At 38.3% G+C, this 24,528-nt stretch carries 29 protein-coding genes; all 29 read left to right on the top strand.

Annotated features, from left to right (window positions below; genetic code table 11):
* Window positions 1-21 precede the first annotated feature (21 nt).
* The gene (locus tag ASF12_RS29300; RefSeq protein WP_056042236.1) at window positions 22-204 is read left to right on the top strand and encodes a hypothetical protein; all 183 of its coding nucleotides are present in this window, start codon (window positions 22-24) and stop codon (window positions 202-204) included.
* 693 nt (window positions 205-897) lie between these two features.
* Window positions 898-1,197, top strand: a complete 300-nt coding sequence (locus ASF12_RS29290; RefSeq protein ID WP_056042231.1) for a hypothetical protein — start codon at window positions 898-900, stop codon at window positions 1,195-1,197.
* 12 nt (window positions 1,198-1,209) lie between these two features.
* Entirely contained in the window at window positions 1,210-1,494 is a 285-nt protein-coding gene (locus ASF12_RS29285; RefSeq protein WP_056042229.1) for a hypothetical protein, read from the top strand.
* 29 nt (window positions 1,495-1,523) lie between these two features.
* Window positions 1,524-1,808 (top strand): hypothetical protein, encoded by a 285-nt coding sequence (locus ASF12_RS29280; RefSeq protein ID WP_056042227.1) that lies wholly within the window; start codon window positions 1,524-1,526, stop codon window positions 1,806-1,808.
* 244 nt (window positions 1,809-2,052) lie between these two features.
* The gene (locus tag ASF12_RS29275) at window positions 2,053-2,442 is read left to right on the top strand and encodes a hypothetical protein (RefSeq protein ID WP_056042225.1); all 390 of its coding nucleotides are present in this window, start codon (window positions 2,053-2,055) and stop codon (window positions 2,440-2,442) included.
* A gap of 574 nt (window positions 2,443-3,016) precedes the next feature.
* Window positions 3,017-3,475, top strand: coding sequence for a hypothetical protein (locus ASF12_RS29270; protein WP_056042222.1), 459 nt, complete (start codon window positions 3,017-3,019; stop codon window positions 3,473-3,475).
* A gap of 22 nt (window positions 3,476-3,497) precedes the next feature.
* Window positions 3,498-4,223: a hypothetical protein gene (locus ASF12_RS29265; protein ID WP_056042219.1), complete on the top strand. Its 726-nt coding sequence runs from the start codon at window positions 3,498-3,500 to the stop codon at window positions 4,221-4,223.
* 75 nt (window positions 4,224-4,298) lie between these two features.
* Window positions 4,299-5,084, top strand: coding sequence for a hypothetical protein (locus ASF12_RS29260; RefSeq protein WP_056042217.1), 786 nt, complete (start codon window positions 4,299-4,301; stop codon window positions 5,082-5,084).
* Between the two features lie 40 nt (window positions 5,085-5,124).
* Entirely contained in the window at window positions 5,125-5,619 is a 495-nt protein-coding gene (locus ASF12_RS29255; RefSeq protein WP_056042215.1) for a hypothetical protein, read from the top strand.
* Between the two features lie 206 nt (window positions 5,620-5,825).
* Window positions 5,826-6,821 (top strand): DNA cytosine methyltransferase, encoded by a 996-nt coding sequence (locus ASF12_RS33360; RefSeq protein WP_063892688.1) that lies wholly within the window; start codon window positions 5,826-5,828, stop codon window positions 6,819-6,821.
* Window positions 6,818-7,438, top strand: coding sequence for a zinc metallopeptidase (locus tag ASF12_RS29245; protein WP_056042213.1), 621 nt, complete (start codon window positions 6,818-6,820; stop codon window positions 7,436-7,438). Before ASF12_RS33360 ends, ASF12_RS29245 begins: the two co-directional genes overlap by 4 nt.
* Before the next feature lie 242 nt (window positions 7,439-7,680).
* The gene (locus ASF12_RS29240) at window positions 7,681-7,917 is read left to right on the top strand and encodes a hypothetical protein (protein WP_056042211.1); all 237 of its coding nucleotides are present in this window, start codon (window positions 7,681-7,683) and stop codon (window positions 7,915-7,917) included.
* Window positions 7,918-8,006: 89 nt separating this feature from the next.
* Entirely contained in the window at window positions 8,007-8,243 is a 237-nt protein-coding gene (locus tag ASF12_RS29235; protein ID WP_056042210.1) for a hypothetical protein, read from the top strand.
* Window positions 8,244-8,366: 123 nt separating this feature from the next.
* A complete protein-coding gene (locus tag ASF12_RS29230; protein WP_056042208.1) occupies window positions 8,367-12,098 on the top strand; it encodes an RCC1 domain-containing protein in 3,732 nt (1,243 codons plus the stop codon).
* A 570-nt stretch (window positions 12,099-12,668) separates the two neighbouring features.
* On the top strand, window positions 12,669-13,340 hold the full coding sequence (locus tag ASF12_RS29225) for a hypothetical protein (RefSeq protein ID WP_056042206.1): 672 nt from the start codon (window positions 12,669-12,671) through the stop codon (window positions 13,338-13,340).
* Window positions 13,341-13,388: 48 nt separating this feature from the next.
* Window positions 13,389-14,057 carry a hypothetical protein gene (locus ASF12_RS29220; RefSeq protein WP_056042204.1) on the top strand — a complete coding sequence of 223 codons (669 nt, stop codon included), beginning with the start codon at window positions 13,389-13,391 and terminating at the stop codon, window positions 14,055-14,057.
* A 28-nt stretch (window positions 14,058-14,085) separates the two neighbouring features.
* Window positions 14,086-14,691, top strand: coding sequence for a hypothetical protein (locus ASF12_RS29215; protein WP_056042202.1), 606 nt, complete (start codon window positions 14,086-14,088; stop codon window positions 14,689-14,691).
* 59 nt (window positions 14,692-14,750) lie between these two features.
* Window positions 14,751-15,167 (top strand): hypothetical protein, encoded by a 417-nt coding sequence (locus ASF12_RS29210; RefSeq protein ID WP_056042200.1) that lies wholly within the window; start codon window positions 14,751-14,753, stop codon window positions 15,165-15,167.
* Between the two features lie 16 nt (window positions 15,168-15,183).
* Window positions 15,184-15,531 carry a hypothetical protein gene (locus ASF12_RS29205; RefSeq protein WP_056042198.1) on the top strand — a complete coding sequence of 116 codons (348 nt, stop codon included), beginning with the start codon at window positions 15,184-15,186 and terminating at the stop codon, window positions 15,529-15,531.
* 263 nt (window positions 15,532-15,794) lie between these two features.
* Window positions 15,795-17,111, top strand: coding sequence for a DNA cytosine methyltransferase (locus ASF12_RS29200; RefSeq protein WP_056042195.1), 1,317 nt, complete (start codon window positions 15,795-15,797; stop codon window positions 17,109-17,111).
* A 37-nt stretch (window positions 17,112-17,148) separates the two neighbouring features.
* Window positions 17,149-17,634, top strand: coding sequence for a hypothetical protein (locus ASF12_RS29195; protein ID WP_056042193.1), 486 nt, complete (start codon window positions 17,149-17,151; stop codon window positions 17,632-17,634).
* 228 nt (window positions 17,635-17,862) lie between these two features.
* Window positions 17,863-18,165, top strand: a complete 303-nt coding sequence (locus ASF12_RS29190; protein ID WP_056042192.1) for a hypothetical protein — start codon at window positions 17,863-17,865, stop codon at window positions 18,163-18,165.
* Between the two features lie 51 nt (window positions 18,166-18,216).
* Complete coding sequence (locus ASF12_RS29185; RefSeq protein WP_056042190.1) at window positions 18,217-18,558, top strand: hypothetical protein; 342 nt, start codon at window positions 18,217-18,219, stop codon at window positions 18,556-18,558.
* A gap of 114 nt (window positions 18,559-18,672) precedes the next feature.
* Window positions 18,673-19,146, top strand: a complete 474-nt coding sequence (locus ASF12_RS29180) for a hypothetical protein (protein WP_056042189.1) — start codon at window positions 18,673-18,675, stop codon at window positions 19,144-19,146.
* A 461-nt stretch (window positions 19,147-19,607) separates the two neighbouring features.
* Window positions 19,608-21,809: a phosphoadenosine phosphosulfate reductase domain-containing protein gene (locus tag ASF12_RS29175; protein WP_056042187.1), complete on the top strand. Its 2,202-nt coding sequence runs from the start codon at window positions 19,608-19,610 to the stop codon at window positions 21,807-21,809.
* Window positions 21,810-21,885: 76 nt separating this feature from the next.
* Complete coding sequence (locus ASF12_RS29170) at window positions 21,886-22,482, top strand: hypothetical protein (RefSeq protein WP_056042185.1); 597 nt, start codon at window positions 21,886-21,888, stop codon at window positions 22,480-22,482.
* Window positions 22,483-22,606: 124 nt separating this feature from the next.
* Window positions 22,607-23,665: a phosphoadenosine phosphosulfate reductase domain-containing protein gene (locus tag ASF12_RS29165; RefSeq protein ID WP_056042183.1), complete on the top strand. Its 1,059-nt coding sequence runs from the start codon at window positions 22,607-22,609 to the stop codon at window positions 23,663-23,665.
* 16 nt (window positions 23,666-23,681) lie between these two features.
* Window positions 23,682-23,924, top strand: a complete 243-nt coding sequence (locus ASF12_RS29160; protein WP_056042179.1) for a hypothetical protein — start codon at window positions 23,682-23,684, stop codon at window positions 23,922-23,924.
* Window positions 23,925-23,973: 49 nt separating this feature from the next.
* Window positions 23,974-24,414: a hypothetical protein gene (locus ASF12_RS29155; protein WP_056042177.1), complete on the top strand. Its 441-nt coding sequence runs from the start codon at window positions 23,974-23,976 to the stop codon at window positions 24,412-24,414.
* Window positions 24,415-24,528 lie beyond the last annotated feature (114 nt).

Raw genomic sequence — 24,528 nt, 5'->3', positions numbered from 1 at the left:
ATCAGTTGGTGAGGTGTTTATATGAAATGTGAAATTTGTGGGAAGAGAATCAGTAAAAAAACATTCAATTCCAATGTTGCTGGCGAATGTGACACTTGTGCCCAAGATTTGAAAAACACGATGCAAAATGCGTTAAAAGACGGTGTTTTAGTTACAGCCGATGCAATATATTATGGCAAAACAGTAGTTCAAGTTCGTCAATGAATATCTTTGAAGATGGGGGAATTTCAATGGAATACACCTGCAAAAATGCGGTGAAACTAGACTCTTTTACTTCGATATATCCGTAAAAGCTAAACAAAGAATCGACTTAAAAAAGGGTGCTCGACATGGAAAGGCTTATGCAGTTGAGCCGGATAATCGCGATAATTTTTTTAAGGATATAATTTACTGCGGTAAATGTGATGAACAGGTTGATATGGATGAATGGTCCGATTATGAAGACTAAGTATCTGAATAGCAATTGACCATGGGCGGTGAGCTGGTGCAAGGTGAAATTTCAACAGAATTTACTGTTTGGTGTGGTTATTGTAGCAAGTGGCACCAAGAGTCTGCGAGTAACAAACGAGCCTTTATATATTATGTCCGCTTACGTGGATGGGGAATGAAGAAAGGCAAATGGTGCTATCCGCATTGCAAGGAAACAAAATGAATAGTCGGTGATCATAATGGAATGTGAACGTTGTGGCTGTAATTTTGTAAGTAAGGATGACGATGATGATGTGTGCATCGTCTGCCTGAAGGAACTGGAGCTAGAGGAGCAGTTTAAGTTATACCTGATTAGCTGCCAAGAAAGTAATACTGTTCCCATGAGTCAAGATGAATGGGAAAACGAAGAAGAACTTGATTAGCAGCCAGGTTCTTCAATGAATATTACCGTACATAAGGAGGTCAATCATGGGAAGAAATTTTTTGAAAATAAATAATAAAGAATATAGGATGGTTAGCGATCCAGATGAAACGGATCAAGAAATGACTGATAACGGCTATATAAAAGTAACAGATGCTCAGTTTGATGAAGCATTCAATTTATATACAGATGTACAGAAAAATAAAATTACTTACAGAGATGCCCTTAGTATGTCGCTTGAAGTCATTATGGAGGACGAGGATTCAAGCAATCAAAAGAGGCAAATAAGCGACATTAGGGCGCTGCTACAAGATTACAAGGAACAGTCTGAATACGGAAGGACATGAGGAGGTGCAAATTTGAAATTTTTAGACATGTTCATATTCTCGATCTACTCGAATGACAATGATCAGATGAGAAAGATTGTTCGTTTCTTTGAAGGAACTGGCGGCGAGGAACGATTGAAGTACGAGATTGGGTTTATTACCGATAAAGGCAGATGGTTTTCGTCAGGAGCAACGTTAGGCTGTTCTAAGAAAACATTCGCACGATGGGCAAGATCGAAGGTACGCGCTGGATATATGTGCCGTCATGGGGAAGATTCAAGCATTTGCAAGGACTGCGAAGCGGCGAACAATCGCTGAATATTAAGTTGCATAGGGAGGTGCTGGAAATGCCAGCAGTGGAGGAAGCACCGATTGAGTATGACAAATGGGGAAGAATGAAATACCACCCAGACTATCACTTCAACCACAAGAAGCCTTACAGCCTGAAAGAATGTGCATATATCGTTCAGAATTACCGACGCGGTGACGTTAAGAACTTGGCTTTCTTGGTTGGACGAACAGAGCATTGTCTCCGGTCTAAGGTGGATTATTTTCGAAAGACTGGTAAGTTCGATCAACTGATGAAAATGGACATTGGTGATTGGGAGCCGATTGAATACGAAATTTCTTGAATACGAAAGGGCTGGCTTATGGGAAACGAGATCAAAGTAAGCATCGGTGAGAGGTAATTTTAATCGAGCTGGCAATAACCGAACAAAGGCGATGCAGCTTATGGCTCTGGCACGTCGTTTGGAACAGAAAGCTGATGAAAGATCGTGATTGATTGGGAATTATGGAGTACGGAAAGATTCGGTGGCACCAGAACATTCCGTACTGTGAATGATTCGATAGTACAAAAATTAAGGAGGAAATCGAGTGGATAAACGTCAGGTTAAGCAGCTGCAAATTACCGAAGTAATAGTGAATCAACTTAGCAGCTCTCCCGATATTGAAGGTGAATGGCATAGCTATTATGATATTGATTTCATGTTAAGTGAACCGTTCAGTTTCAAAGTGTTTGATAAGATCCATTTGATTGACCGTATAAAGATGCAAACACATTATGACGAAGGCCCTCAAATCGAATACGCCAATCAAACATCGGTATATTGGTCCTTAGCAGTTACTAAAACTTTGGTGCACAAAGTTTTAGATAGAGTAAAAGTGGAGCAGGACGAAGGATGTTTAAAAGGCTGGGCGTTCGACGACGATCTGCTTGAAATGTTGAAAGGAGAAAGAAACACCTCGTCATTTCCTATGTGGTAGCAGATAGAACATGAGAAGTTATGCCATGGGGAGAAGATTCAGGCTATCATATGCCAACGAAGAGGCTCGTCACCGGCAAGCTAAATGACATCAAACTTAAATGATAAGTCGTTCCTTACAGGGACGGCTTTTTTATGTTGAGAATTTATATAAATTGAGTTAGAATTAACTATATTAGTGAATCATGCTTCTTTCCTTGTACGTTATAAAATCCGTGTACATTCTGATATGATGACGGATAAACATAAGGTGCGGTGGACTTATTAGGATGGAGAGAGCACGTGTGTACTCTACTATGCATTATTAATGGTTAAGATGACACGATTTGTAGTGTGCCAATTTGTTCGATAATGATGATGGAGTTCTTTCCATGTACACTCGATCAAATTGAACCACTCGCACAATATGCCTGCTAACATTTAACACGAAATGAACATTAATTATCCATTGGATATCCAAAGACGCTAGTTGCTGTATTCAGCAGCCTGGCGTCTTTTTTATATATATTTACTTAAACAAAGGCTCTCCGGGAAATTCAATCTATATATAAAAATAAAAAAAGTGAGGGATTTACATGTCTGATTTAGGTTTTAAATTATTCCTGTGCGATATCTCTGTCATTATTTTTGCGGGCTTGAATGATCTTGGCTTTCAAAGAGAAGATGAATCGAAGCAAAATTTCTTAATAAAGCATGAGTCTGATGGTTCCATTTGGTACAGTCGTTATCATTCAGAACTAAACGATATAATGCGACCTTGGGTCGAAATTACCGGGAACCTGGATACAGAGCACTTACATCCTGTTGATCAGTACAAACGCTTGAATGGTAAAGTTGCAGGTGTAAATCGATTATATCTCTATGAGATATTCCGACGTGCTGAAAAATCTCAAGAAGAGATGCTTAAAGAAAAACGGATTAAAGAAGCTGAAAATGCACGGCTTGAAAAAGAGCGAAGAGAAATTAAAAACCATATAAAACAACCGTTTTTTCGAGAAGGTATGGCGTATCAAACTCGAAGTGTATCAATATAAAATTCATATGAGGTGAAAATTTATGGGATTTCCTAATGAAATGTCGTTTGAATCTTGTTACCCGATTGAAGTTTCCTATTATAGCGAATTTCGGATTGGATTAGTAAGTCCCCATGTCGTAATGGAAATTAAAAATGGTAATTATCATGTAATACCTGATGTAAGTCTAACGGAACTGTTACAACCTCATTTGAGTATTGATATGTATAGTTTTCTTATCTGTGAGGATGTTCTATTAGAGCAGCTATATCTCGGATCGGTTTGTATTCATCTTTATTCTCGTTTCAAAAATGATGAGAAGGAAGAGTTCATATCCAAAATGTTTTCATTGTTTCACGTTGTCTTATATGGTGATATTAATATGCCGGAGGATGTAATAGCACGAGATGATTTTTGCGTGCAGCTCAAAGATACGTTGAAAATAAGTGAGCCATTTACTATTTCCTTTGATGATGGGATTAATCATTTCTTTTTAAGAGGGTCTTCCAACGACTGGATTGACAATGATTATTTGGCGCTGGGTGGCGGACCAAGTACAATTTTCGGATTGAAGAAGAGCAGATCACCCCGCTCCAATCTTTACCTCATGAAAGCAATGAAAGATTGGAGTAGTCAGAAGGCTATCCTTAACAGGGATTCTTGGTTGGCCATGTCAAAAGTAACGGATCAGGAAATGGATATTGCTTCATTTATAAAGGAGCAATTACGCCAATCTCAGCTGCAATATAATATATATCATACGATATAATTCTATTCATTTAATCAGTAAGCGGATGCTCAATCGAGCGTCCGCTTTTCTATTATAAAAAAGGTGGGAAATGACATGGAGCAAATAAAAGAAGAAATTAAAAATCTAGTAGCGATTTTGATTAAGCTTGGAGCAAATATAGTGGATGGCGACCAATCCCATCGCATAGCATTAGGCAAAATATCATTAAATTTAGATCGGAACGTCTTTGTCCCAGGTTACGATAAAGCTTGGCCATTTAAATCCGTTACTCTTGAAATGGAAGGATTGGAGATGACGGATAAACACTTATTTGAAAAAGAATCAACACAATTGTTTATCGATCAACTTGCCAAATTCATAGATAGCACGGTAACAATGATACTTCAAAAAAGCAATTCACCACTTAATGCTACGACAGAACTTCTAATGGATCTTGCTAAAAGTTATCAAATAAAACCAACGTATGAAGGATACCTGCTTAGAAAAACGATAAGAAAGATGTATTCGTTAGAACATGCAAAGTGGAAAATTGCTCAAAGAACCAAACGTACTCAAAAGAATGGACTTATTTGCAGTCTAATATCTATAAAAAACCGGTTAGAACACTCAACAAATAGAAAAGTATTGAGGGAAAAAGGAATTCGAATCATTGAAGTTGCGGAAAATTATTTTCGTGCTGAGTATATTTCAGAGGATAGTAATATCATGCCTGGGTGGGGCCACTCAATGGATATGGCGGTTCGTAGACTAGAAGCGTTACGTGATTTTAATCTGATAGCCTTAAACAATATCCCTGTCCATTCAAAATTACTCAATCCTATCTCTGATGATAAAGAAATGGAAGAGGTTATTGTGATTGAGATAAAAGAAATCATTTAATGGTTAGATCTAAAAAGGATCACGAAAGGAGGTGAAGGGCTTGACCAAACCTAGACCTATAGAACTTCATGTGAATAGTTTTGCTAAGAATAAATATCTAAAATTTCAAGAAATCATTCATAGTGAAAATCAATACTATTTCTGTGAAATGGATGGCAAGAAGAAAACAGAGTTCTTTAACAGGGGTCTAATAGATGGTAGAAGGCATGGCCTTCTATTGAAAGGTGGTTTCTTTCATTGTGAGAATGTGCTTGGTGTTCTTGCGATAAAAAGATGTGATGTCGATTCATATATAAACGAAGGATTATTCACCGGTGTAATTTCATTAGATAAGACCTATCTCATTCAAGCCAGAGAAGCAGATTCGTTTATACAGAATTATTGTTTGGACTGTGAAGTATATGGGGAAGCCGCATGTTATGCGAATTTTGCATGTGGTGAAGAAGATCGGGATCGTTTTAAGGAAAGTTCCTGGTTTGAATTGCAAAAAGCAAAACGAAAAGAGCGGAAGAGTAACATTGCATTTCCTGGTTAACAGGTTGGGTGAACAAATAGCATTCTCTGCCACAGTACAATAAATGTGGATGTTATTTGGATCTTGAGTAGTCCATAAAACCATTGCAGCTGGAGGCCGGGCGGCGAATGCCTCTTTTAGCAAGTGCAGGATAGCGTACCCAGCGTTATTCTTTGTTGGTTGCCCTCTATGGAGCTGTGAGCTTCATTTGAGACGAGGGCTCATAAATGCAATTCATTGAACAGCAACCTAAATTATCTTGTTGTAGTTTTTTCTCAGGAGCGGGATGCTTAGATCTTGGATTTAAGGAAGAGTTTGAAATCATTTGGGCAAACGAAATAAATGCTTCAGCTGCAGCCTGTTATATGCATAACGTGGCTGATCATATTCTTGTAGAAGATATTGAAAAAATTCCACCTTGGCAGATTCCTTCTTGCGATGTTTATATTGGGGGACCTCCTTGTATCGACTTTTCCAGTAATGGTAAAGGGGATGGGGAAACAGGTGAAACGGGGAAATTGGTATGGGACTATCAGAATAAAATCAAATATAATCGTCCAAAAGCATTTGTTTTTGAAAATGTATTGGGTCTAAGTAACCGCCACAAGCACACCCTGGATCGGATGATTCAAGGATATGAGTCTTGTGGATACAAAGTTACAACCTGTGTTTTAGATGCTGCTCATTACGGAGTAGCACAATCGAGGAAAAGATTATTTGTTGTTGGAATTCGTGATGATTTGGGATTCAAATATGAATTTCCTAGTGGAGACTCTGGATCGAAATCTGTTCGAGATGCAATAAGCGACTTACCATTGCCCACGAAAGTGGACGAAATCGAAAATGTACCTAACCATATTGCAACTTGGACAAGCCCAACTCCAGAGCGATTATTAGACGTTATCGCTACTTCACGTAACCAGTGGAGAGGAATGAGAAGATTAGTTTGGGATAAGTTGAGTCCTACGATAACAAGTCATATTTCTAAAGATGGGAGAGAACATCTTCATCCAGAAGAGAACAGAAGGTTAACCGTCCGTGAATGTTTACGACTTATGGGGGTTGAAGATTCTTTTGTTATTCCAAATCGAATAAAACTTTCCCAACAATATCGTATGGTTGGCAATGCTGTTGCTGTTCCTGTTGCGAGAGCAATAGCACAATCTTTAAATATTCAACTGAAGGGCGGGTACAAAAATCCGGAGAAGGTGGAATACAAATGATATTTATCTTGTTAATTTTTCTGGTCATACTCCTATTAATATGGTTAGATCATAATTACTTGGCTAAGATGAAAAAATGGTCTTATTTCGTATCTCAGTCTGGTATGACGGGTGCAGAAATTGCCAAACAGTTACTGTTAAAATATGAGTTATCGGGTATTCAGATTATCATAGCAGATGGGGAGTTTACAGATAATTATGATCCAAATAAAAAAACAATTGGATTATCACAAGATATTTACTACGGTAATTCATTGGTAGCAGTGGCTATAGCGGCGCATGAAGTAGGGCACGCCAAATGTGATCAGCAAAATAAGATGATAATGAAAGTTAGATCCCGCCTGGGTCCATACATTAGTTTTCTAGTCGCTATTATGCCGGTGTTGCTCATAAGTGCCCTAATTTTCGGAGGTGCTATTTTTCTGTTATTTATATGCTTAGTGTTGATTATAGTCGTATTTCATGTTCTAACAATATATGTTGAAATTGATGCAAGCAAAAGAGCGTTTCAAATGTTAGTGAAACAAAATGTCATCATGAAAGAAGAGCATTATGCTGTCAAAGAGACATTGACCTCAGCGGCAGCAACATATGTTACAGCAATGTTTAAATGGTAAGCTAAAAAGACACTATTACAGTTATTTTCCCTGTAACAGTGTCTTTTTTTATGTTTAATATACTCTTCTCTCTAAATATTACCCAAATGGGTAACTAAAAGTACCCATTTGGGTAATTACAAAAAAAAAGAAACGCGATATGATAATACATGTAAACGAAACGCACAAACACACGAAACGGCGAAAGCGGTTCGATCAACGTGTGCGAGATACATGAAGATGAATAATGGGGGGTGAAGAGGATGAAGAACAAAATCTTGCAATGGATGAAAAACGAACGATCGGCTTCGCAAACAACGGAAAATGGGATGTTGATGCTTGGCGGTATTGCGCTGGCGGTAGGCGTCTCTTTCCTGGTAGCGCAATACATGAAATCGAGCGGCACAACGATTTTGGATGGCATGGATTCAACAGCAGCGGGCGGCATTGATCCCGATTCTGCGCCGGCGAACACCGGCGACGGCTGGCTGAAGCAATAATGGTTTATGTGCTGCGAGAAAAGCACCGGTTCCTCCGGTGCTATCGTAAGCGAGCGGGAATCAAACAACTAGACCGGGAGGTAAAGAAAATGAAGAACAACATCTTGCAATGGATGAAAAACGAACGATCAGCTTCGCAAACAACGGAAAATGGCATGTTGATGCTTGGCGGTATTGCGCTGGCGGTTGGGGTATCATTCTTGGTAGCCCAATACATGAAATCGAGCGGCACAACAATTTTGGATGGTATGGATTCAACAGCAGCGGGCGGCATTGATCCCGATTCTGCGCCGGCGAACACTGGCGATGGTTGGTTGAAGCAATAATTGCGCAAAGCAGCTGGCTTGAAGAAAGGGGCTCTGATCTTGGGAAAATGATCAGAGCCTTTTCTATGTCTAGTGAAACCGTAAGTAAGAGAAAGTAGAACATAACAAACTGGAGGTATCGGAATGAGAAAATTTTTAAAAAAGTGGACTGCGATTGTAACAATTGCAGCAATAATTGTATCTGTTAGTAATTTTTCTCCTATTTCAGCATTTGCAAGTTCGAATGTAACACCGATGATTGACGCAGGTGCAGATCATAGCATCGCGCTGAAGTCTGATGGTACGGTATTATCTTGGGGAAGCAACGAATACGGACAAATTGGAGTTCCATCAAGTGGTGAACTTGATCGTAAGCTTTCCCCTGAGTATGTTCCTAACTTATCAGATGTCACTTATGTAACTGCAGGTGCTGGATTCTCAGTAGCATTAAAGTCTGATCGTACGGTTTGGGCATGGGGGAAAAATGCTGATCATCAATTGGGCGCTGCTTCATTTAATAACAAGGAAAGCAATCCAGTAAAAGTTACTGGAATTTCTGATGTAATTTCGATTTCGACCGGAACGGGACATGTTATCGCACTGAAAAGTGACGGGACTGTTTGGACTTGGGGCTCTAACTCTAGAGGCCAACTCGGTAATGGTGAAAGTGGCTTTGATAAGTCAAAATCAACTCCTTCTCAAGTCAGTGGGTTAACAAATATAATAGCTGTATCTGGTGGGGCTGAGCATTCCTTAGCATTAAAGTCAGATGGAACGGTATGGAGCTGGGGATACAATAGTGCTAGTCAGCTTGGCGACGGTACGTATACAAACAGAACCACGCCCATTCAGATTGGGTTGACGAATGTCAAATCAATTAGTGCCGGCCAAAGTCATTCATTAGCTTTGAAAAAAGATGGAACGGTATGGGCTTGGGGCTGGAATGCGAATGGGCAGCTAGGCGACGGTACGTATGTAAACAGAAATCTACCTGTCCAAGTTAGTTTACCGGTTATTAATTCTATTAGTACTGATGTTATGCACAGTAGTGCCTTGGACACAACCGGTAGGGTATGGACTTGGGGTTCTAACACTTATGGCCAATTAGGTGATGGTAGTACAACTGATTCTAACATACCGAAGTCTATTGGTATTACAAATGTAAGCCAAGTTTCATCTGGTTACCTTTTTACTTTGGCTATGAAAACAGATGGAACAATTGCGGGTTGGGGATATAATGTCGGAGGGCAACTTGGTTCTGGCGATAGAACAAATAAATATACGCCAACCCTAATTACAGGTGTTACACTGGAGGAAGTTATTCCTGATACTGAACCTCCAACAATTCTCTTGACTCCTTATACAACAACTTTAACAAATCAAGATGTGAAGGTTAACGTTGATGTAACGGACAATGTTGGCGTTCAAATTATTAAATGGTCTAACGGAATTGTACCTGAAAGTTTTTTTGCTGCAAATGGTACGGATATTACAGCTGCGAGATCTTTTGTGGCAACTAAAAATAATGTTTTTACTGTATGGGCAAAGGATACAGCTGGAAATCAGTCTTTAAAAACCATTTCTATAACAAACATCGATAAAACTCCGCCAGCAGCCCCAACGTTTACAGTTGACCGCGGCGATCCGATGGATGGGCTCGCAACCGTGACCATTACTTATCCCTCTGACGCGTTTATCAAAGAGTATGGAATCAGAGATGTTTGGTCAGTATATAATGGACCAATTACATTGTCACAAGATAGTAATGTTAAAGCAAGAAGTACGGATGCTGCTGGGAATGTGTCTGAAGTGGTAGAGGTGACGGTTCGCGGATTAAGCAGTGAATTACATCTCGCAAGAGCCTACGCAGCTGTAGTTAAAGCTGAAGAATCATTATTACAAAGTGATGTATCAGACGCTCGTGCTCTTTTATATTATATAGCTATTGAGTATCAAGAAGCATACGGTCTGCGCCTCGATGCTGTGCAAGCGCTGATTGATGAGGAAAGTGCTTATCAATTGTTGTTGGATGAGGCAATAAGCGCTGTCGCTATGGCGGAAATGACAATTGCTCAAAATGATGTAGAGACTGCACGTCATTTAGTGAATTCGCTAAAGCCTGCAGCTAAAGAATCTTTAAACGAGCGATTGGATATCGTTCAAGCTATGATTGATGCCTATGCATATCAATTGCGATTAACTGAAGCAACTGGAGCCGTTGTCAAAGTAGAAGGCTCTTTGCGTCAAGTAGATTTAGATACAGCTCGTACATTGGTAAATGAACTGAACAATTCAGATAAGGCTGCTTTGAACGATCGTTTAGTTAGAGTCCAGGAAAGCATTAATTACGGTCTAAAAGTTTCTATTGCTACGGAAGCTGTAGCAAAGGCAGAAGGAACGCAAAAGCAAGACGACGTAGATGCAGCACGTATACTGGTTGATACACTTAATACAGCAGAAAAATCGTCGCTTAATACTCGATTAGATGCGGTACAGACCGCGATTGACGCCTTAAATGATTATGTGTTGAAGCTGGCTGCGGCTACTGAAGCCGTAGAAAAAGCAGAAAGCACTAAAACACAAGATGATGTAAATGCTGCCCGACCATTAGTAAACGCATTAAATGCAGTAGATAAGGCTGCTCTTGGAGCTCGACTAGATACGATTCAAGAGGAAATCGATGCTGATGCTTATCAGGCCAAATTAACACTTGCTGTTGAAGCGGTGGAAAAAGCCGAGTTAACAAGAACGCAAGATGATGTAGATGCAGCTCGCCTATTAGTAAATGCATTGGAGGATACAGAAAAAGGACCTCTAAATACACGTTTGGATGCGATTCAAGCCGAAATCGATGATCAAGATAATGCTTTAGTGGTAGCGACAGAGGCAGTGGAGATTGCAGAAGCATCACTTCTCCAGGCCGATGTAACTTCAGCTGAAGCTCTAGTGAACGCTCTTCCGGAAACTATGGAAAAACGCAACCTAGTTAAACGTATTGTTGCAGTAAAGAAAGAAATGGTTACCGCGAACAATAATGTTTTAGGATTTGAAGTTACTGCTACCACTAAGAATTCGATCCAGCTTGGTTGGAATAAAGTCGAAGGTGCTAACTATTATAAACTTGAAAGACTTGTGAATGGCGTAGTCATGAAAACCTTCACATTAACTGGAACGACAATTAAGTACAAAGACACGAACTTGAGTCTGAATACGGTATATGAATACCGCATCACTCCTAAAAAAGGAACATTGTATCTGGAACCAACTTCATTGGAGAGCACTACCTTTGAAGTCGTGATGCCAGAAATACCAACCCTAATCTCTGCATCCGTTAACGAGCAGGGTATCCTTAAAGCGGTTGGGAAAGGTAATGCCGCTTACAAACTTTATCTTGTAGTAAAAAGTGATAAAGGTGCATTAGTATCACGCACGTCAATCACCAGTCTGCAAGAAAAGACATATGGTTTCGCAAAGGGAGGAAATTTCACAGTGCAAATTGAGGCGTATGATTCTACAAATAAAGTATCATCATACAGCACTACGGAGCCGGTACAAGTATCTGAAATCATGTTGGCTGCACCTACTCCAATGGATTTTCGAGTTACCGTTACGCGTGAAGGTACAAATGTTGTTTTCCGTGCATCTGTCCTGAATGATCTCGTAAACGAAATTGAAAGCTATCAGTTTGAGATTTATGATTCCTCGAATAAGCGCCTCGCTATTGGCTGGGGATCGGCTAAGGAGAACCGTTTGGAATTCACAAACCGTAGAGGCAGCTCAATTACACCGGCTGGTGAATATACCGTTCTTGTAAAAGGGAAACGTGGTATTTCATTGTTCAGTGAACCAGTGGTAATTAAAGTAGCTGTTGAATAAAACAAAATAATCGTCTGAATAAAGGTAGAAGCCTTCGCTATATTTATAGCGAGGGTTTTTTTTATCGATTTCAGGAGGGAAAGAGGCATGCAATCAAGAGGAGGCTTAGATCTTTAAATAGAGGTATTGAGGAGATATTAATTATAAGGTACAATATACATATCATTTATTTTTAGCACATTTTGTTCAGCACAAATCCCATGTACGATAATTTTTTCGAAGATGGGGACGCTTGTCTGAAGTGGACTTTAATTCTCATTTTGAACAACGAGATTAAAGGATTGGGATGTGCAGGTATGAACGCAATTTTTTGCGAAGATACCATTTGGTTAATTATTATGGATAACAGCAGTAGCGTAGCTACCTTGTCCGGCAAAGTTAATCATTACGTGATTGATCGATTTTCTCTTAAAATGTAATAACCGATAATCATTTTCTAAAAGAGCAAGAAACCTTGTATTTCAGGGTTTTTTGCTCTTTTTTTTGTTTTCGGAGCTCCAAAAATCTTTTTAGTTGACTGACAAGCTGACTTAAAAAACCTTTGATCAAATAAGAGGGAGTTGATTTGCTATGAAAAATGATTTTATCAAAGAATTTCTGGTAGGAATGAATAAAAGAGCAGAACTCTTTGCTGAAGAACTTCATTTTGAACCTTACACGGATACAGTTGAAGTCCAGTTTAAAAAGGATATGTGTGAGCGTCCTATTTTCGCTGCATACATGGCCGAACATAATATTCCGAGTTCCATTGTATTTTTCAACAGTATCATTGAACAAGCGCTTATCAAGAATACATGTTTCGATAATGGTGAAAAGGCATACCTATTTGATATGCTTAGAAACCCATCCCTAACAGCTCATGATGTTGAAGTAATTGTTCAACTTATGGGTACAGAAGGTCGAGTTTTACCCGAGAAAGAGTACACTACAATCAAAGCCAGTCACATTACTAACTTTGAGTTTTATGTATTAAAAAAATTTATTGAGAACAAACAAATTAGGGATGAAGACGCAGCAAATTTCTCAGTATGTTTGTATGAATCAAGTGCTGCTATTATTTTATCCAGATCCTTTCTACCAGAAAGGGTTTGTGTTTATCAAGAAGGGAATTTTTACCACAGTACTTGTAGTATATATGGACTAGCATATGGTGTCCGAAATTATCATTCTTATGTTTTCTTTATAAGTGATTTAAACAAGTATGCTGTGGTGTCTTATGACATCTTACCCGACATGGAATAATAACAAAACTCTTGACCACATTAAGAAAACTGAGGGAGTTGTAGCGTAATGGAAAATGAGTTCATGGAAGAGTTTTTTTTGGATATTAAGGATAGTTCCGACTATTTCGCAAGAGTCCTTCATCATGAATCCTACACGGATACAGTTGAAGTTCAATATAAAAAGGATATGCGTGAAAGACCAATTTTCGCTGCATACATGGCCGAACATAATATTCCGAGTTCCATTGTATTTTTCAACAGTATCATTGAACAAGCGCTTATTAAGGGCACCTGTTTTGAAAATGATAGAAGCGCATGCTTATATGGAATGCTTAGGAACCCATCCCCATTAGAACATGAGGTTGAAGTAAATATTCAACTTATAGGGGCTAGGGGGAAAATTCTACCAGAGTTGAAGCGTACTACTGTCAAAGCTAATCATATCACCAATTTTGAGTGGTATGTATTGAATAAATTTATTGAATTCGAGAGAATTGCGGATGCAGACGGGCCCAATTACTCCATATTCTTGTCTGATTCAAGTGCTGAACTTACTTTGTCCAGATCATTTCTGCCAGAAGTAGGTGTTTGCATTAATGAAAATGGGAATACCTACCATAGTACTTGCGACACGTATGGATCTACATTCGGCGTTCGCGACTATTATTCTCATGTTTTCTTTATAAGTGATTTAAACAAGTATGCTGTCGTGTCTTACAACGATTATTGCTACTAGTGTTAAATAGAATTGGAGGCGAATATCGATGATATCAAATAAGGAGCAGATAATGACCTTATTAAATGAACTGCAAGTGGGGATGAATGTTACCTTACTTGTGGGCTATGAAAGGGAAATGGATGTTTACTGTATTGATAGAGGATTTGGTCGTAAGTTTGTTGTGGTAGAACACGACTTGCTTAAGAACGAATCTGATATCTGGGACACGAAGGAAATAGATAAAGAAATTAAAGGTCTGTTTAATTTTTGTTCTTATATATTGGTCCTTAAAATAAGAAAATATCATCCTAAACAGATAACAACTCTATACTCAATTCAAAATTCGGAATTGAAACGGTTTCTTAAACCTTTTCAAAAATCAATAATTATTCGTTTAGATACGAATAAAGAGGGTTGGTTTTCATTAGAGAATTTTCCACCTGCTCAACTAGGTTGGTACAAAAATTGTGTTTTTGATCTTTATGAGGCTGGAGAGGCCAGATCATTAACCTTTAATGTTAGACCATATACCACCGGAGAGAAAATAATTATTTTCACTAACGAAAGTCATAATGTGAAAATAACATGTGAATGGCTGGAGACTAATTGGGTATTTGAAGTAAAAGCAAATGAGATCCCCTTTATTTTATAGTCATATCTTGTTGAATAATATTAAGAAAAGGTGCCTTTTAAAGGGAGGCCACTGAAAAAGTGTGCCCCCTACATATAAAACGAGCCTTAGAAGCGATTCTAGAGGCTCGTTTTTTCAGCTATTTAGTTATTTTTAGAAAAGGGGGACTTTTTCAGTGGCCTCTTTTAAAGGGTGCCTTTTTTTATATAAAAAAACTAGCAATATTCGGAAAGGAAGAAAACATGATGACAAAAGTGAAAGTAATCGTGACTTACATGCTTGTAGGAAGTATTGAGGTAGAAAGTGAGGATCTCACATTAGACGGTATTCAAAGTGTGATAGCGAATCAAGTAACTGATGAGGAATTGCTTCGCGGTGTAGCTGGTGATGGACCAATTGATGGAGATTTAATCATTATAAACAGTATTGAGTCAACGCCAGATAGTGATCTAAAAGTGACTACAATCTTTGATGCAGGAAAATTCTTAAATAACTGAAGAGAGGGAACTTCTCATGATAGGAACAAAGGTTTGCTATGCGGATCTCATTCAATTTTTAAGAAAAGAAAGTGAATGGGTCAACATGGCATTTGAAGAAAATGGCATACAGCTCTCCATGCTTATCAATCAGGCCTTGAAGGATGGTAAGGCTATCTTGGAAAATTGGGAGTATTCCATAGATGAAATGCATGAGTTGAAAAAAGAAAAGGAAGGTATAATTCAGGAAGTTCGTTTCCATACGGGGAGTAACGAGGGGTATAAGTTGTTTTTACGTATGGAAAGCGGACAAATTATTTATGCAAAAACCTTTGAAACGAATCTTTTTCTAAAAACGCATCTTTGGGCTACAAATTACCACTAGCGTGTGGAGGGATTAATTTGCATCTAAAACACCTCAATTTCTTATCGATTCCCGCGGTAGCGGGTTGATATCGAACGTGGACGATAGACAAGGATTAGCTCTTGTTATGCTTAACTCAGGCATTCGTAAAAACATGAAATCAGGTATGGGCCAATGCATAAGTTCGCTATTCGTCCCTCAATGCGCTTAGCTAGCGTATGACGCACGTTTCATGGTTTTCCCTTTCGACTCAAATAAATTGAGAATCGAAAGGGCGATAAGAAATGAATAGTAAGGAAAATGTGCAAGAAGTGGTTGTAGTCGATTTATTTGCAGGTGCTGGAGGATTAGGTGAGGGCTTAAAGCAAGCCGGCCTTCATATTGCCTTAGCTATAGAGATAGATGAGCGGGCTGCGGAAACCTATCGAGCGAACCATCCAGAAACAACTGTATGGTGCACGGATATTAAATTGATAACTGGAAAGATGATTCGTGATCAAATCGGGCATAGTGTCAAAATTATTCTAGCCGGCGGGAGCCCATGTCAATCCTGGAGTACATTCAAAACGGAGACGGGTGGTAAACAAGGATTAGAAGATTCAAGAGGTAAGCTAATTTACGAATATTTGAGAGTGGTTCGTGAATTAAAACCAGAAATTATCGTATTTGAAAACGTAAGTTATATGGTTGGTGCCAAGCATCTGCCTGCATTTAATACATTTAAAAAATTACTACATGAACAAACGGGACTAAAATTAGAACATAAAGTACTAAATGCATTAGATTATGGCGTTGCACAAAATCGGGAGAGAGTAATTATGATTGGACGGCAAGATTGGCAACCAAATCCTTTCTCCTTTCTAGAACCGATTAGTGGACCTAAAACGTTGCGTGAGCAGCTTAAGGGTATTGAGCCGTCTGCGTATGCAGCATTTGATGCTCAAGATGGCATAATTATGAATAAAATCGCCCCAGGAAAGTGCTGGAATGTACTTGATATTGATACGGCGATGTTTGCCCTAAGTAAGGACTACCGAGGGACATGCAATAACTGTAGAAAGGAGTATAAACCTCAATATGATAACGTATGTCCAAATTGCGGTGTTAGGGATTTTCGTAACACGTTAGGTGTCATAACAAGTTATTACAGAAGGCTGTCGTGGGATAAACCAAGTCCTACAATTTGCACGGTTTTAACAACTAAAAAACATGGTACACTTACTCACCCTGAAGAAACAAGGGGTTTAAGTATCAGGGAATGTGCAAGAATACAAGGGTTTCCTGATGATTATGTATTTATCGGAGATATGAAAGATCAATACCGCCAAATTGGTAATGCTGTCCCAGTAAGTTTGGGGAGAGCGATTGGATATTGTCTGATTAAAACACTGTCCAAGTCAGGAAGCGAGAACGAAGGCGTTGATTGGTTACAATGGATTGCAAAATTCAAAAAGCACCGAAACCGGAAAGCTTTAACAACCTTAGAAAGGGATCTGTTAAATTCTCTTTTTTCATATCTTAAGTCCAATCGACCAATACCTCATAAATATGAAATTTATATTACTGAGACTTGGAGAAGAATTAGTGATTTAACGGTATAGTGAGAATTGGAGACAGGTAAATAAGAGGAAGATTACAATGTCTATTGAATTAAAAAAAGGTTTATCAGAAATGAAACGTTCAGTCCGATGGGGCTTGGTTCCAGATGTCGTCGCTCACGAAATTCTTAAAGTAATAGAAAGGGATAACTTAGCAGCTTCGATTGGATCATATTTAATCGAGCAAGGATGTTTGTATCTTAAACCTCTAGGTGCTGGAACCGGCAGTGTAGTGTTTGAAATCACTGAAGGAATGATCTTGCGGCTCGGTGTGGGAATCCTTAAGCCAGTTATTGAGTCCGAATACGTCAATCAACCTATATGTCAAAAACAGTTTGGTTTGATAAGAGTAGAAATTTATCCAAAACTTATAACTAAGGATATTTCAGATTCGGATGTCACTAAGTTAACGGTACTTTTGAGCTCGATGATGATTCAATTCATTGACCCTGGTACCGACAATATCGGGAAAGATACGAATGGCAGGCTTAAGGTGATTGACCCTGGTGCTGTCGTGAGATTTTAATCTTTTTCAATTTATGAGTCGCTTTAACGATAGAGGTATTAAATATTTTCTATTTGTGTGTGGCCTAAAGGTTATAATAAACAAGGCAGGTAAGAGAGTATGCTCCAAATAATTAAAAATGATCTTTAGAAATATTAAGTGGTTTATGTATACGTTCAAAATTGTTTTTGAGGAGTTAAGTAAAATAAATGATAGCTGGATTTAATCCGCTGATTCGAGGAGCAAATCATGAAAGAGAAAAATAGGTCATCGGAAATTTTAGCATTCATTGGGGAGAATAATTTTGAAGGGCTAGAGTTTTTTTTGCGATCGAATCAAAATAAAATTGGATTAAGTTGGTTAAAGAATTCTTTAACTGAGTTTCCAACTGATGAAAATGTCATTTTGAAGAACCGCTCACTATTTGAGTTAATTGTAGAACTAGGGGAGCAAGCTAAGGATGACCTCGATCTAAGAGAGGCTATTCAAATTGAAACCTATAGATTGCAATTAGAAGCAGCAAATGGAACGATTAAGAAAATCAAATTATAGGAGAATATGAAGACCATATACGTTATAAAAAGATGAATGGAGTCATGTGTAATGATGAAATTAACGCCTGAAGAGGCATTGACTGAGATTGCAAAAGAAAATCGGATAACTCTTGTCTATGAAAATGGATTTGGAGAGAATAGTCCAACTGCAAAAATCTTTCGAGAGGAAATTTATAGTGACATTTTGTTCGAGGAGCATTGCATAACAGCTCTGCTTGGATTGGAGTATGCATTTGAAACACATCTAAATAACTCAGATTTTATAAGAAATACTGTTTCTGATCTTGTGAAAGAAGGGGAATGGGATTATATTATCCTTCATGAAAGGAAAGATCCTATAAGTTACAATATTTTAGTTTATATAGAGAATGTTTTAAATGTGAATAGATAATGAAGGTATTGCTTTTGAAGAAAATATTTTTTAATAGGGGACCAAGAGAAGCTCAATTCTCATGGTTCCTTTCTTTATGGCCAAGAAAATATAGTATTGGAGTGATAGTGAAATATGAAAATGGAAAGAGTGTTTCTTGCAATTGCAACAATAACTTATTGCTTTATTCGAACGCTTCTTGATCTGTTAACTTTCATTATAAAAAATTTGTCTGGGGAAAATGAATCATCTAAAGAACAGCTACCGATGGAACAGCTGCCTTTTTTAGAAATCAGTTCACTAAATAAAGGCGATATTGTCCTGTTTGTAAATGGACTGAACGGTGAAACAGCAAAACGTCCTTATTTAGGTTATCAGAAAATTGCACCAAAATATTGGTTGTATTTCTTCGATATTCAAGGTACTGATGAGATCCATTGTATTAAATTAACAAATTCCACAGGGTATGAGGAGTACCCGCAAACCAGCTGGAAAGTAATTGGCCACGATGAAGGATACAAGATAAAAAATCATAAGCGACGTATTATCGGAAGAATAATTAAACTTCATGAACGAATTGCCGTACAGAACGGGACGGGACACACTTAAAAGGTGTGTCCCGTTCATTTTATGTTTGTATGTTTCTTTTTTTAATAAGAAGTTGTACAATATATCTATATGCAATACATTTTCATTTTAAGAGCTGATGCTTGAGCTATGTACGCATTTTGCGATGGTAGTGTTCAAACGTATTAGCAGCGGACTTCGATGAATCAAGAATTGATTCGTTTTAGAAGAAACTTGAAATGAGGCCTTGAACGCAGCGTAGACTTTTATAATCCTGACTACGATGTGAAGCTGGTAATGGAACAGATGTTGTTAGTTTAGGTATGTGATGGTAGCTTGCTACGTACTCAGCCATTCTGATGACATTGGTTTAGTTTTGAAAGATTTGTTTTTATTTAAAAATTCATAAATGTCCTTCAGGACTCTAACGAAAAGCTCATTTCATCTTTAAGATGAAGTGAGCTTTTTTTGTTGTTCTGAATACATCAGGGAGCTGAGAAACGTTGCTTAAAGATGATCAAGATGATATTGAAGAATCAACAATTGAATCTTCTCATTATCAGTTCATTCAGGTGGATAATAAAATTTCCCCTGAAGCAAATTTGAAAAAGCATAACAACCGGACTCGAAAAATTTGGAAACACCTACAAAGCAAGGGGTGGTTTTATTATGGTGTAGTACGCAAATGGACAGCTGTATTTAGATGTGACACACACTATGTGGCCGTTCATCACTTTATTACTGATCAACCTAAGGATGAGATGATAGGAGCTCCAGAGCTAGCGTTTAATTGGAAGGAGCTCTTATTGAGTGAATCTAATCTTCAAGTTGCCTCATTGTTATATGGCCTTGAAAACCATTTTGGGATGAGTGTTACGATTCCGCAGCAAGCATTCACGGATGCCTTTAAGCAGGAAGTATTGTCCGGAAAGGTAAGTCAGAGTTTATTCTCACCCAAGCACAAGCTAATGATATGGTGCAAGTCTGATGAATTTTGTTTGCTGCTCGAAGTATATATCGGGCAAAAGCAAATTTCTCCTTATGGCGTAAAGGAACCATTTGAATGGCCAGATCTTACACAGAAAACGGAATACATTAAACAATCCATTTTTGATTTTGATGTATCGATGGACCCTATAAACTCTGATCAACACAACAGTGGCAATCAGGAATACATGGGCATTGAAGATAAGGTGCCTGATGAAGTTCTGGAAGTATCCAGGCAGGCTATACGTAAAATGTTCGAAGAGAATGAAAAAGTAATTTGTGCATATTCGGGAGGGAAAGATTCTACGGTCATTGTTCAGATGTGTGTCGAGTTTGCCCTTGAAAATCCTGAATATCAAGACAAGTTACACATTATCAGTGCGAGTACAGGCGTTGAAAATCCAATTATCGAGCAGCATGTTCGGAGGATGAAAGACGTTATCCTTCGCACCTTAAATCAGCGGTTTAAGAATGGGTTTGGAGAAGAGCGGTATGTCATTGTAGAACCGCTCATTGAGGATAACTTTGTTACCTGTATTTTCGGTAAATCTTTTTCACCGCCAACTCAAAGCTTTCGCTGGTGCATTTCACGGCTCAAAGTCGGGCCGGCACGGACTGATCTTATGCGCTTCTCAGATGAGGAGATCATTGTTCAGGCGCTTGGTGTTAGATCGAGTGAATCATCTAATCGAACACGATCCATCAATCATCATTTTGGAGATGATTTTTATGGAGTCCATGTTATTCGCTGTATTCGAACAGCTCCACCTATTCGTCACTGGTCTGCTACGGATGTAGCTACATTTTTAGCTAGGCATCCTTCACCATGGACAGAAGAATATTCAAATTATCAATTGATCAACATCTACGGCTTTGCAGCCGGCATGATGGAATGTCCGATTGGTGCAATGATAACCAACGATAATGATGCCATAAAGAGTTGCTCAGGATCTGCAGCACGTTTTGGATGTTGGTCCTGTACGGTTGTTAAGGAAGATATCTCGCTAAAAAATCTTGTAGAGGCTTATCCAGAAGAATTAAGTCACCTGTATGAGATGAGAAACATCCTAAAATCAGCTCAGGATATACGATATGGTGGTTTTACAGGCTACAAGAGAAGTAGGAAAGCAGGCACTTTCCAACCTGGATATGGTGATCTGACCATTGATATGCGAACGATTCTTCTGAATCACTGGTCTCGACTAGGAGTACCAATGAAGGAAGAAGAAATTTTAGCTATCACAAAGTTGGTTAGACAACGTGAAATAAAAGAGGGATTGGCGATTCCAGATCGATTTTGGGAGGCTTTATTTCAATTGTTGCCCATTACACCTGGACCATTTACATCGTCTTTATTTCACCCTGTATGGGAGCCAGATTATCTGGTAGACAATGATGGTACAAAAATTAAATCAAAATCTGTAGGAATAGACAGAATGACGGAGAATGACAACATCTGGATTAAACGTTTCGAAGGTGTTTCTCGCGTAGCAGCTACTTTAAAAGTGGGCCAATCAGTTCGTATATTAACAGAGATGACGTCCTTCTATGGGGAGTGTACAGAGATAATTAGGAATGAATTTGGTCATATTCAACAATTATCTCTCAATATATCTGGAGAATCAGTCACGATATCCCTTGCCTTCATACACGATATAGAGGCTGTCACATTTAAGGATAAATTAATCGAAGGTAGACAACTTGTACTGGATATCTAAAGAGGACACTCGTATGAAGCTCTCGTAGCTGAATAGGGGTTTTTATTATGCCAACTAGAGAGGAAGATTAAATAAAATGCTGAACTTTACTGAGGTTTCTAAGGATGTTATCCAAGTCGATTTATGGGGTCAAGAAGATGTGATTTCCGTTTCTACACCAGGAGTACGTGTACTGGTTAAGCAAGAAGACGGCGAAGAATCGTTTGCAATATCATGCGGATACAACGATAACGTTTTAGTAGTTCGTATGGAATATGATTTGAAGGCGATGAGTGTTTCAGAATCTCAGCTCGTTCTTGCATCTGATGATTGTGAGAAACCAGCGGAGATTCCGCTAAAAAATATTGAACAATATCTTCGAACTTATCCCAATCATCTATCAGCTAAAGTAAGTGATGCGGTTAGGTATTTATCACGTTTTCATTATGAACCGCTCTATTTGTATTTGAATAAGCGGGAACATATGTTGGTGACTCGTGAGGAATACAATTGGATGAACCAAGCTGCTAGCTATCCTTACTGGAGAGAAATGTTTAAACAGTTTACGGGAGTATGGTTACCTGACTACTGTTCGAAAACAGAACTACTCCATTTCTTTTTGTCAGCCCGACAAAAGGAAATTCAAAGAGAGATTGAAGGTAATAGTGTGAAACAAATTGAGATGTGTTTTTAAAAGGATGATATCGTATTGAAGGTTACGAGTTAAGAAAAAAAACTATTAATTAGGATTTTAAGAATGGTTAATTGCAGATCAATGCGATTAACCATTTTCTTTTATGTGAAAGGAGACATCGAAAATTAGAAACCATATTATTTTTTTTAGCGGAGGTAAGGCTTCTTTTGCTGTCGCGGCATATGTGAAAGAGAGATACCCAGCAGACAACATCCTGCTCTACTTTACGGATACGTTATGGGAAAATGAGGACTCCTATCGTTTTATTAATGAATCCTCTGATAAATTAGAATTACCGTTGCTAACGCATTCCATAGGGATTAATCCCATTCAATTAATGTTTGAAAAGAAGATCATGTATAACAGTCGAATGGCAGATTGTTCTAAATACCTAAAAATGAGAGTAGCTGCCGATTATCTAAAGAAAAATAAAATTCCCAAAATACAAACCTGGCGTAATAAAGCCTCTTTGAAAAACCTTGACTTCATAACTAACGCAACGGTTTATTTTGGAATTGGAATTGAGGAATTACACCGTGAGGGACCGATCGTCGAGAATTGGAAACCTTTCAAAGTGCGGATGCCCTTAATAGAGGAAAGTATTGATATTCGAAAAAGTTTGAAGACCTATAATATTAAACAACCCGAATTGTATGACCTCGAATTCTCACACAACAACTGCAATGGTAGATGTGTGAAAGCAGGGCAAGGGCACTATAGGAACTTAAAAAGAAAGATGCCTGAAGTCTATAAAAAACTTATGGAGCAGGAATATCATTTGAGCATGTGTGTATCGAGCTATAGATACATTATTTACGGAAACAGCCCGAAAGATACCATACATCCAGACGATATTATTCCTCTAGATGTGCAAGAAAGGGAGCTGCAAGAGCTGGATGATGCGTACCGTGATTATTTCTACGACCGCGCAGAACGGCCTAAATTGTACATTCATCCCGCGGCTTCCTCAGTGAACATGGAGATGCGAATGTACAGTTTCATGAAGAAAGCTAATCCTGAATTTGTTTCACCTTTATACGATGATACAGGAGCATTATTTCTGGAATCTGGAATGGCTAGATCAATTCCTTATTCACTGTATCAATTCCATATTGACGAACAAAAGAAACCATATCAATTAGATCTTTTTGATATTGGTGGCTGCGGCTGTTTTATCCAATAAGAAGGGGATGATTTTAATGGGGCTTAATCCTGTATTAAGCGGAAATATTCAGAATTTAATGGATTCGATGCCATTAGATGTTTGTAAAAATATTAAGGACTGTACGGATAAATGGTTGCAGGGAGAGGTGGCTTATGGTTACCCACACCCGGTTCAAGCTTGTACTAATTTTCAAGCGATACATGACCGGCAACCATTTTTAACAACGCAACAAGCCTTAAACTTAGTCTTGCTGAAAAATCAATTGAATGCAGTATAAAAAAACATGACGATGATAGAATCATCGTACTACCAAAGGAGAAATTATAATGATTACTTACTCATTATTAATGGCATTAGTAACATCTTATAAACGCAAGCTAGAAGATTTAAAAGCCTTGCATAACTGTGATGAAATTATCGAACCTGTAGAATTTCTGCAAGCTAAAAATTCATTGGAATTGGCATCACAAAAACTTAATCATGCAGAGAATGAGATTCTGAATGACCCTGCAACTGTGTTTAAGCCCATTGTACGCGTCTATTATGAAAGTTGTTATAAATGGACCGTTGAAGTAGAAGGTGAGAACGAGAGCCGCGACTGTGGATTAAATAAAGCAAAGGCGGTAGCCTTAGCTAAAAAAGTATCAAAAGAAGTACAAGGAAGACTAGAAATACAGACTCTATCAAAAGAAGAAAGGAAAATGGCATTACATGATCGCTGGGAAGCGGCATTCTCTTCTGGCCAATCAACGTTGCGCTTTAGATAGTTAAATTCATAGCTAATTGAAATCGATTGTATATTAGACTATATTTACTATGAAGTAGAAAATTTCAGACTAAAACCTTCTGTTACGGAGACCATTGAGGATGATATTCTCAAT

This window comes from Paenibacillus sp. Leaf72, assembly GCF_001422685.1.
In the GTDB taxonomy this organism is placed as follows: Bacteria; Bacillota; Bacilli; order Paenibacillales; family Paenibacillaceae; genus Pristimantibacillus.
Note: the sequence above shows the minus strand (reverse complement) of the source record. Positions and strands in the feature narration are given on the sequence as shown.

Excerpts from the sequence above, each read along its gene's own strand:
- ASF12_RS29155 (WP_056042177.1), top strand. The coding sequence starts at position 23,974 with ATGATTACTTACTCATTATTAATGGCATTAGTAACATCTTATAAACGC.
- ASF12_RS29195 (WP_056042193.1), top strand. The coding sequence starts at position 17,149 with ATGTCTATTGAATTAAAAAAAGGTTTATCAGAAATGAAACGTTCAGTC.
- ASF12_RS29245 (WP_056042213.1), top strand. The coding sequence starts at position 6,818 with ATGATATTTATCTTGTTAATTTTTCTGGTCATACTCCTATTAATATGG.
- ASF12_RS29280 (WP_056042227.1), top strand. The coding sequence starts at position 1,524 with ATGCCAGCAGTGGAGGAAGCACCGATTGAGTATGACAAATGGGGAAGA.
- ASF12_RS29260 (WP_056042217.1), top strand. The coding sequence starts at position 4,299 with ATGGAGCAAATAAAAGAAGAAATTAAAAATCTAGTAGCGATTTTGATT.
- ASF12_RS29170 (WP_056042185.1), top strand. The coding sequence starts at position 21,886 with ATGCTGAACTTTACTGAGGTTTCTAAGGATGTTATCCAAGTCGATTTA.
- ASF12_RS29205 (WP_056042198.1), top strand. The coding sequence starts at position 15,184 with ATGATAGGAACAAAGGTTTGCTATGCGGATCTCATTCAATTTTTAAGA.
- ASF12_RS29220 (WP_056042204.1), top strand. The coding sequence starts at position 13,389 with ATGGAAAATGAGTTCATGGAAGAGTTTTTTTTGGATATTAAGGATAGT.
- ASF12_RS29215 (WP_056042202.1), top strand. The coding sequence starts at position 14,086 with ATGATATCAAATAAGGAGCAGATAATGACCTTATTAAATGAACTGCAA.
- ASF12_RS29290 (WP_056042231.1), top strand. The coding sequence starts at position 898 with ATGGGAAGAAATTTTTTGAAAATAAATAATAAAGAATATAGGATGGTT.
- ASF12_RS29300 (WP_056042236.1), top strand. The coding sequence starts at position 22 with ATGAAATGTGAAATTTGTGGGAAGAGAATCAGTAAAAAAACATTCAAT.
- ASF12_RS29185 (WP_056042190.1), top strand. The coding sequence starts at position 18,217 with ATGATGAAATTAACGCCTGAAGAGGCATTGACTGAGATTGCAAAAGAA.
- ASF12_RS29180 (WP_056042189.1), top strand. The coding sequence starts at position 18,673 with ATGAAAATGGAAAGAGTGTTTCTTGCAATTGCAACAATAACTTATTGC.
- ASF12_RS29240 (WP_056042211.1), top strand. The coding sequence starts at position 7,681 with ATGAAGAACAAAATCTTGCAATGGATGAAAAACGAACGATCGGCTTCG.
- ASF12_RS29265 (WP_056042219.1), top strand. The coding sequence starts at position 3,498 with ATGGGATTTCCTAATGAAATGTCGTTTGAATCTTGTTACCCGATTGAA.
- ASF12_RS29225 (WP_056042206.1), top strand. The coding sequence starts at position 12,669 with ATGAAAAATGATTTTATCAAAGAATTTCTGGTAGGAATGAATAAAAGA.
- ASF12_RS29230 (WP_056042208.1), top strand. The coding sequence starts at position 8,367 with ATGAGAAAATTTTTAAAAAAGTGGACTGCGATTGTAACAATTGCAGCA.
- ASF12_RS33360 (WP_063892688.1), top strand. The coding sequence starts at position 5,826 with ATGCAATTCATTGAACAGCAACCTAAATTATCTTGTTGTAGTTTTTTC.
- ASF12_RS29200 (WP_056042195.1), top strand. The coding sequence starts at position 15,795 with ATGAATAGTAAGGAAAATGTGCAAGAAGTGGTTGTAGTCGATTTATTT.
- ASF12_RS29235 (WP_056042210.1), top strand. The coding sequence starts at position 8,007 with ATGAAGAACAACATCTTGCAATGGATGAAAAACGAACGATCAGCTTCG.
- ASF12_RS29270 (WP_056042222.1), top strand. The coding sequence starts at position 3,017 with ATGTCTGATTTAGGTTTTAAATTATTCCTGTGCGATATCTCTGTCATT.
- ASF12_RS29160 (WP_056042179.1), top strand. The coding sequence starts at position 23,682 with ATGGGGCTTAATCCTGTATTAAGCGGAAATATTCAGAATTTAATGGAT.
- ASF12_RS29190 (WP_056042192.1), top strand. The coding sequence starts at position 17,863 with ATGAAAGAGAAAAATAGGTCATCGGAAATTTTAGCATTCATTGGGGAG.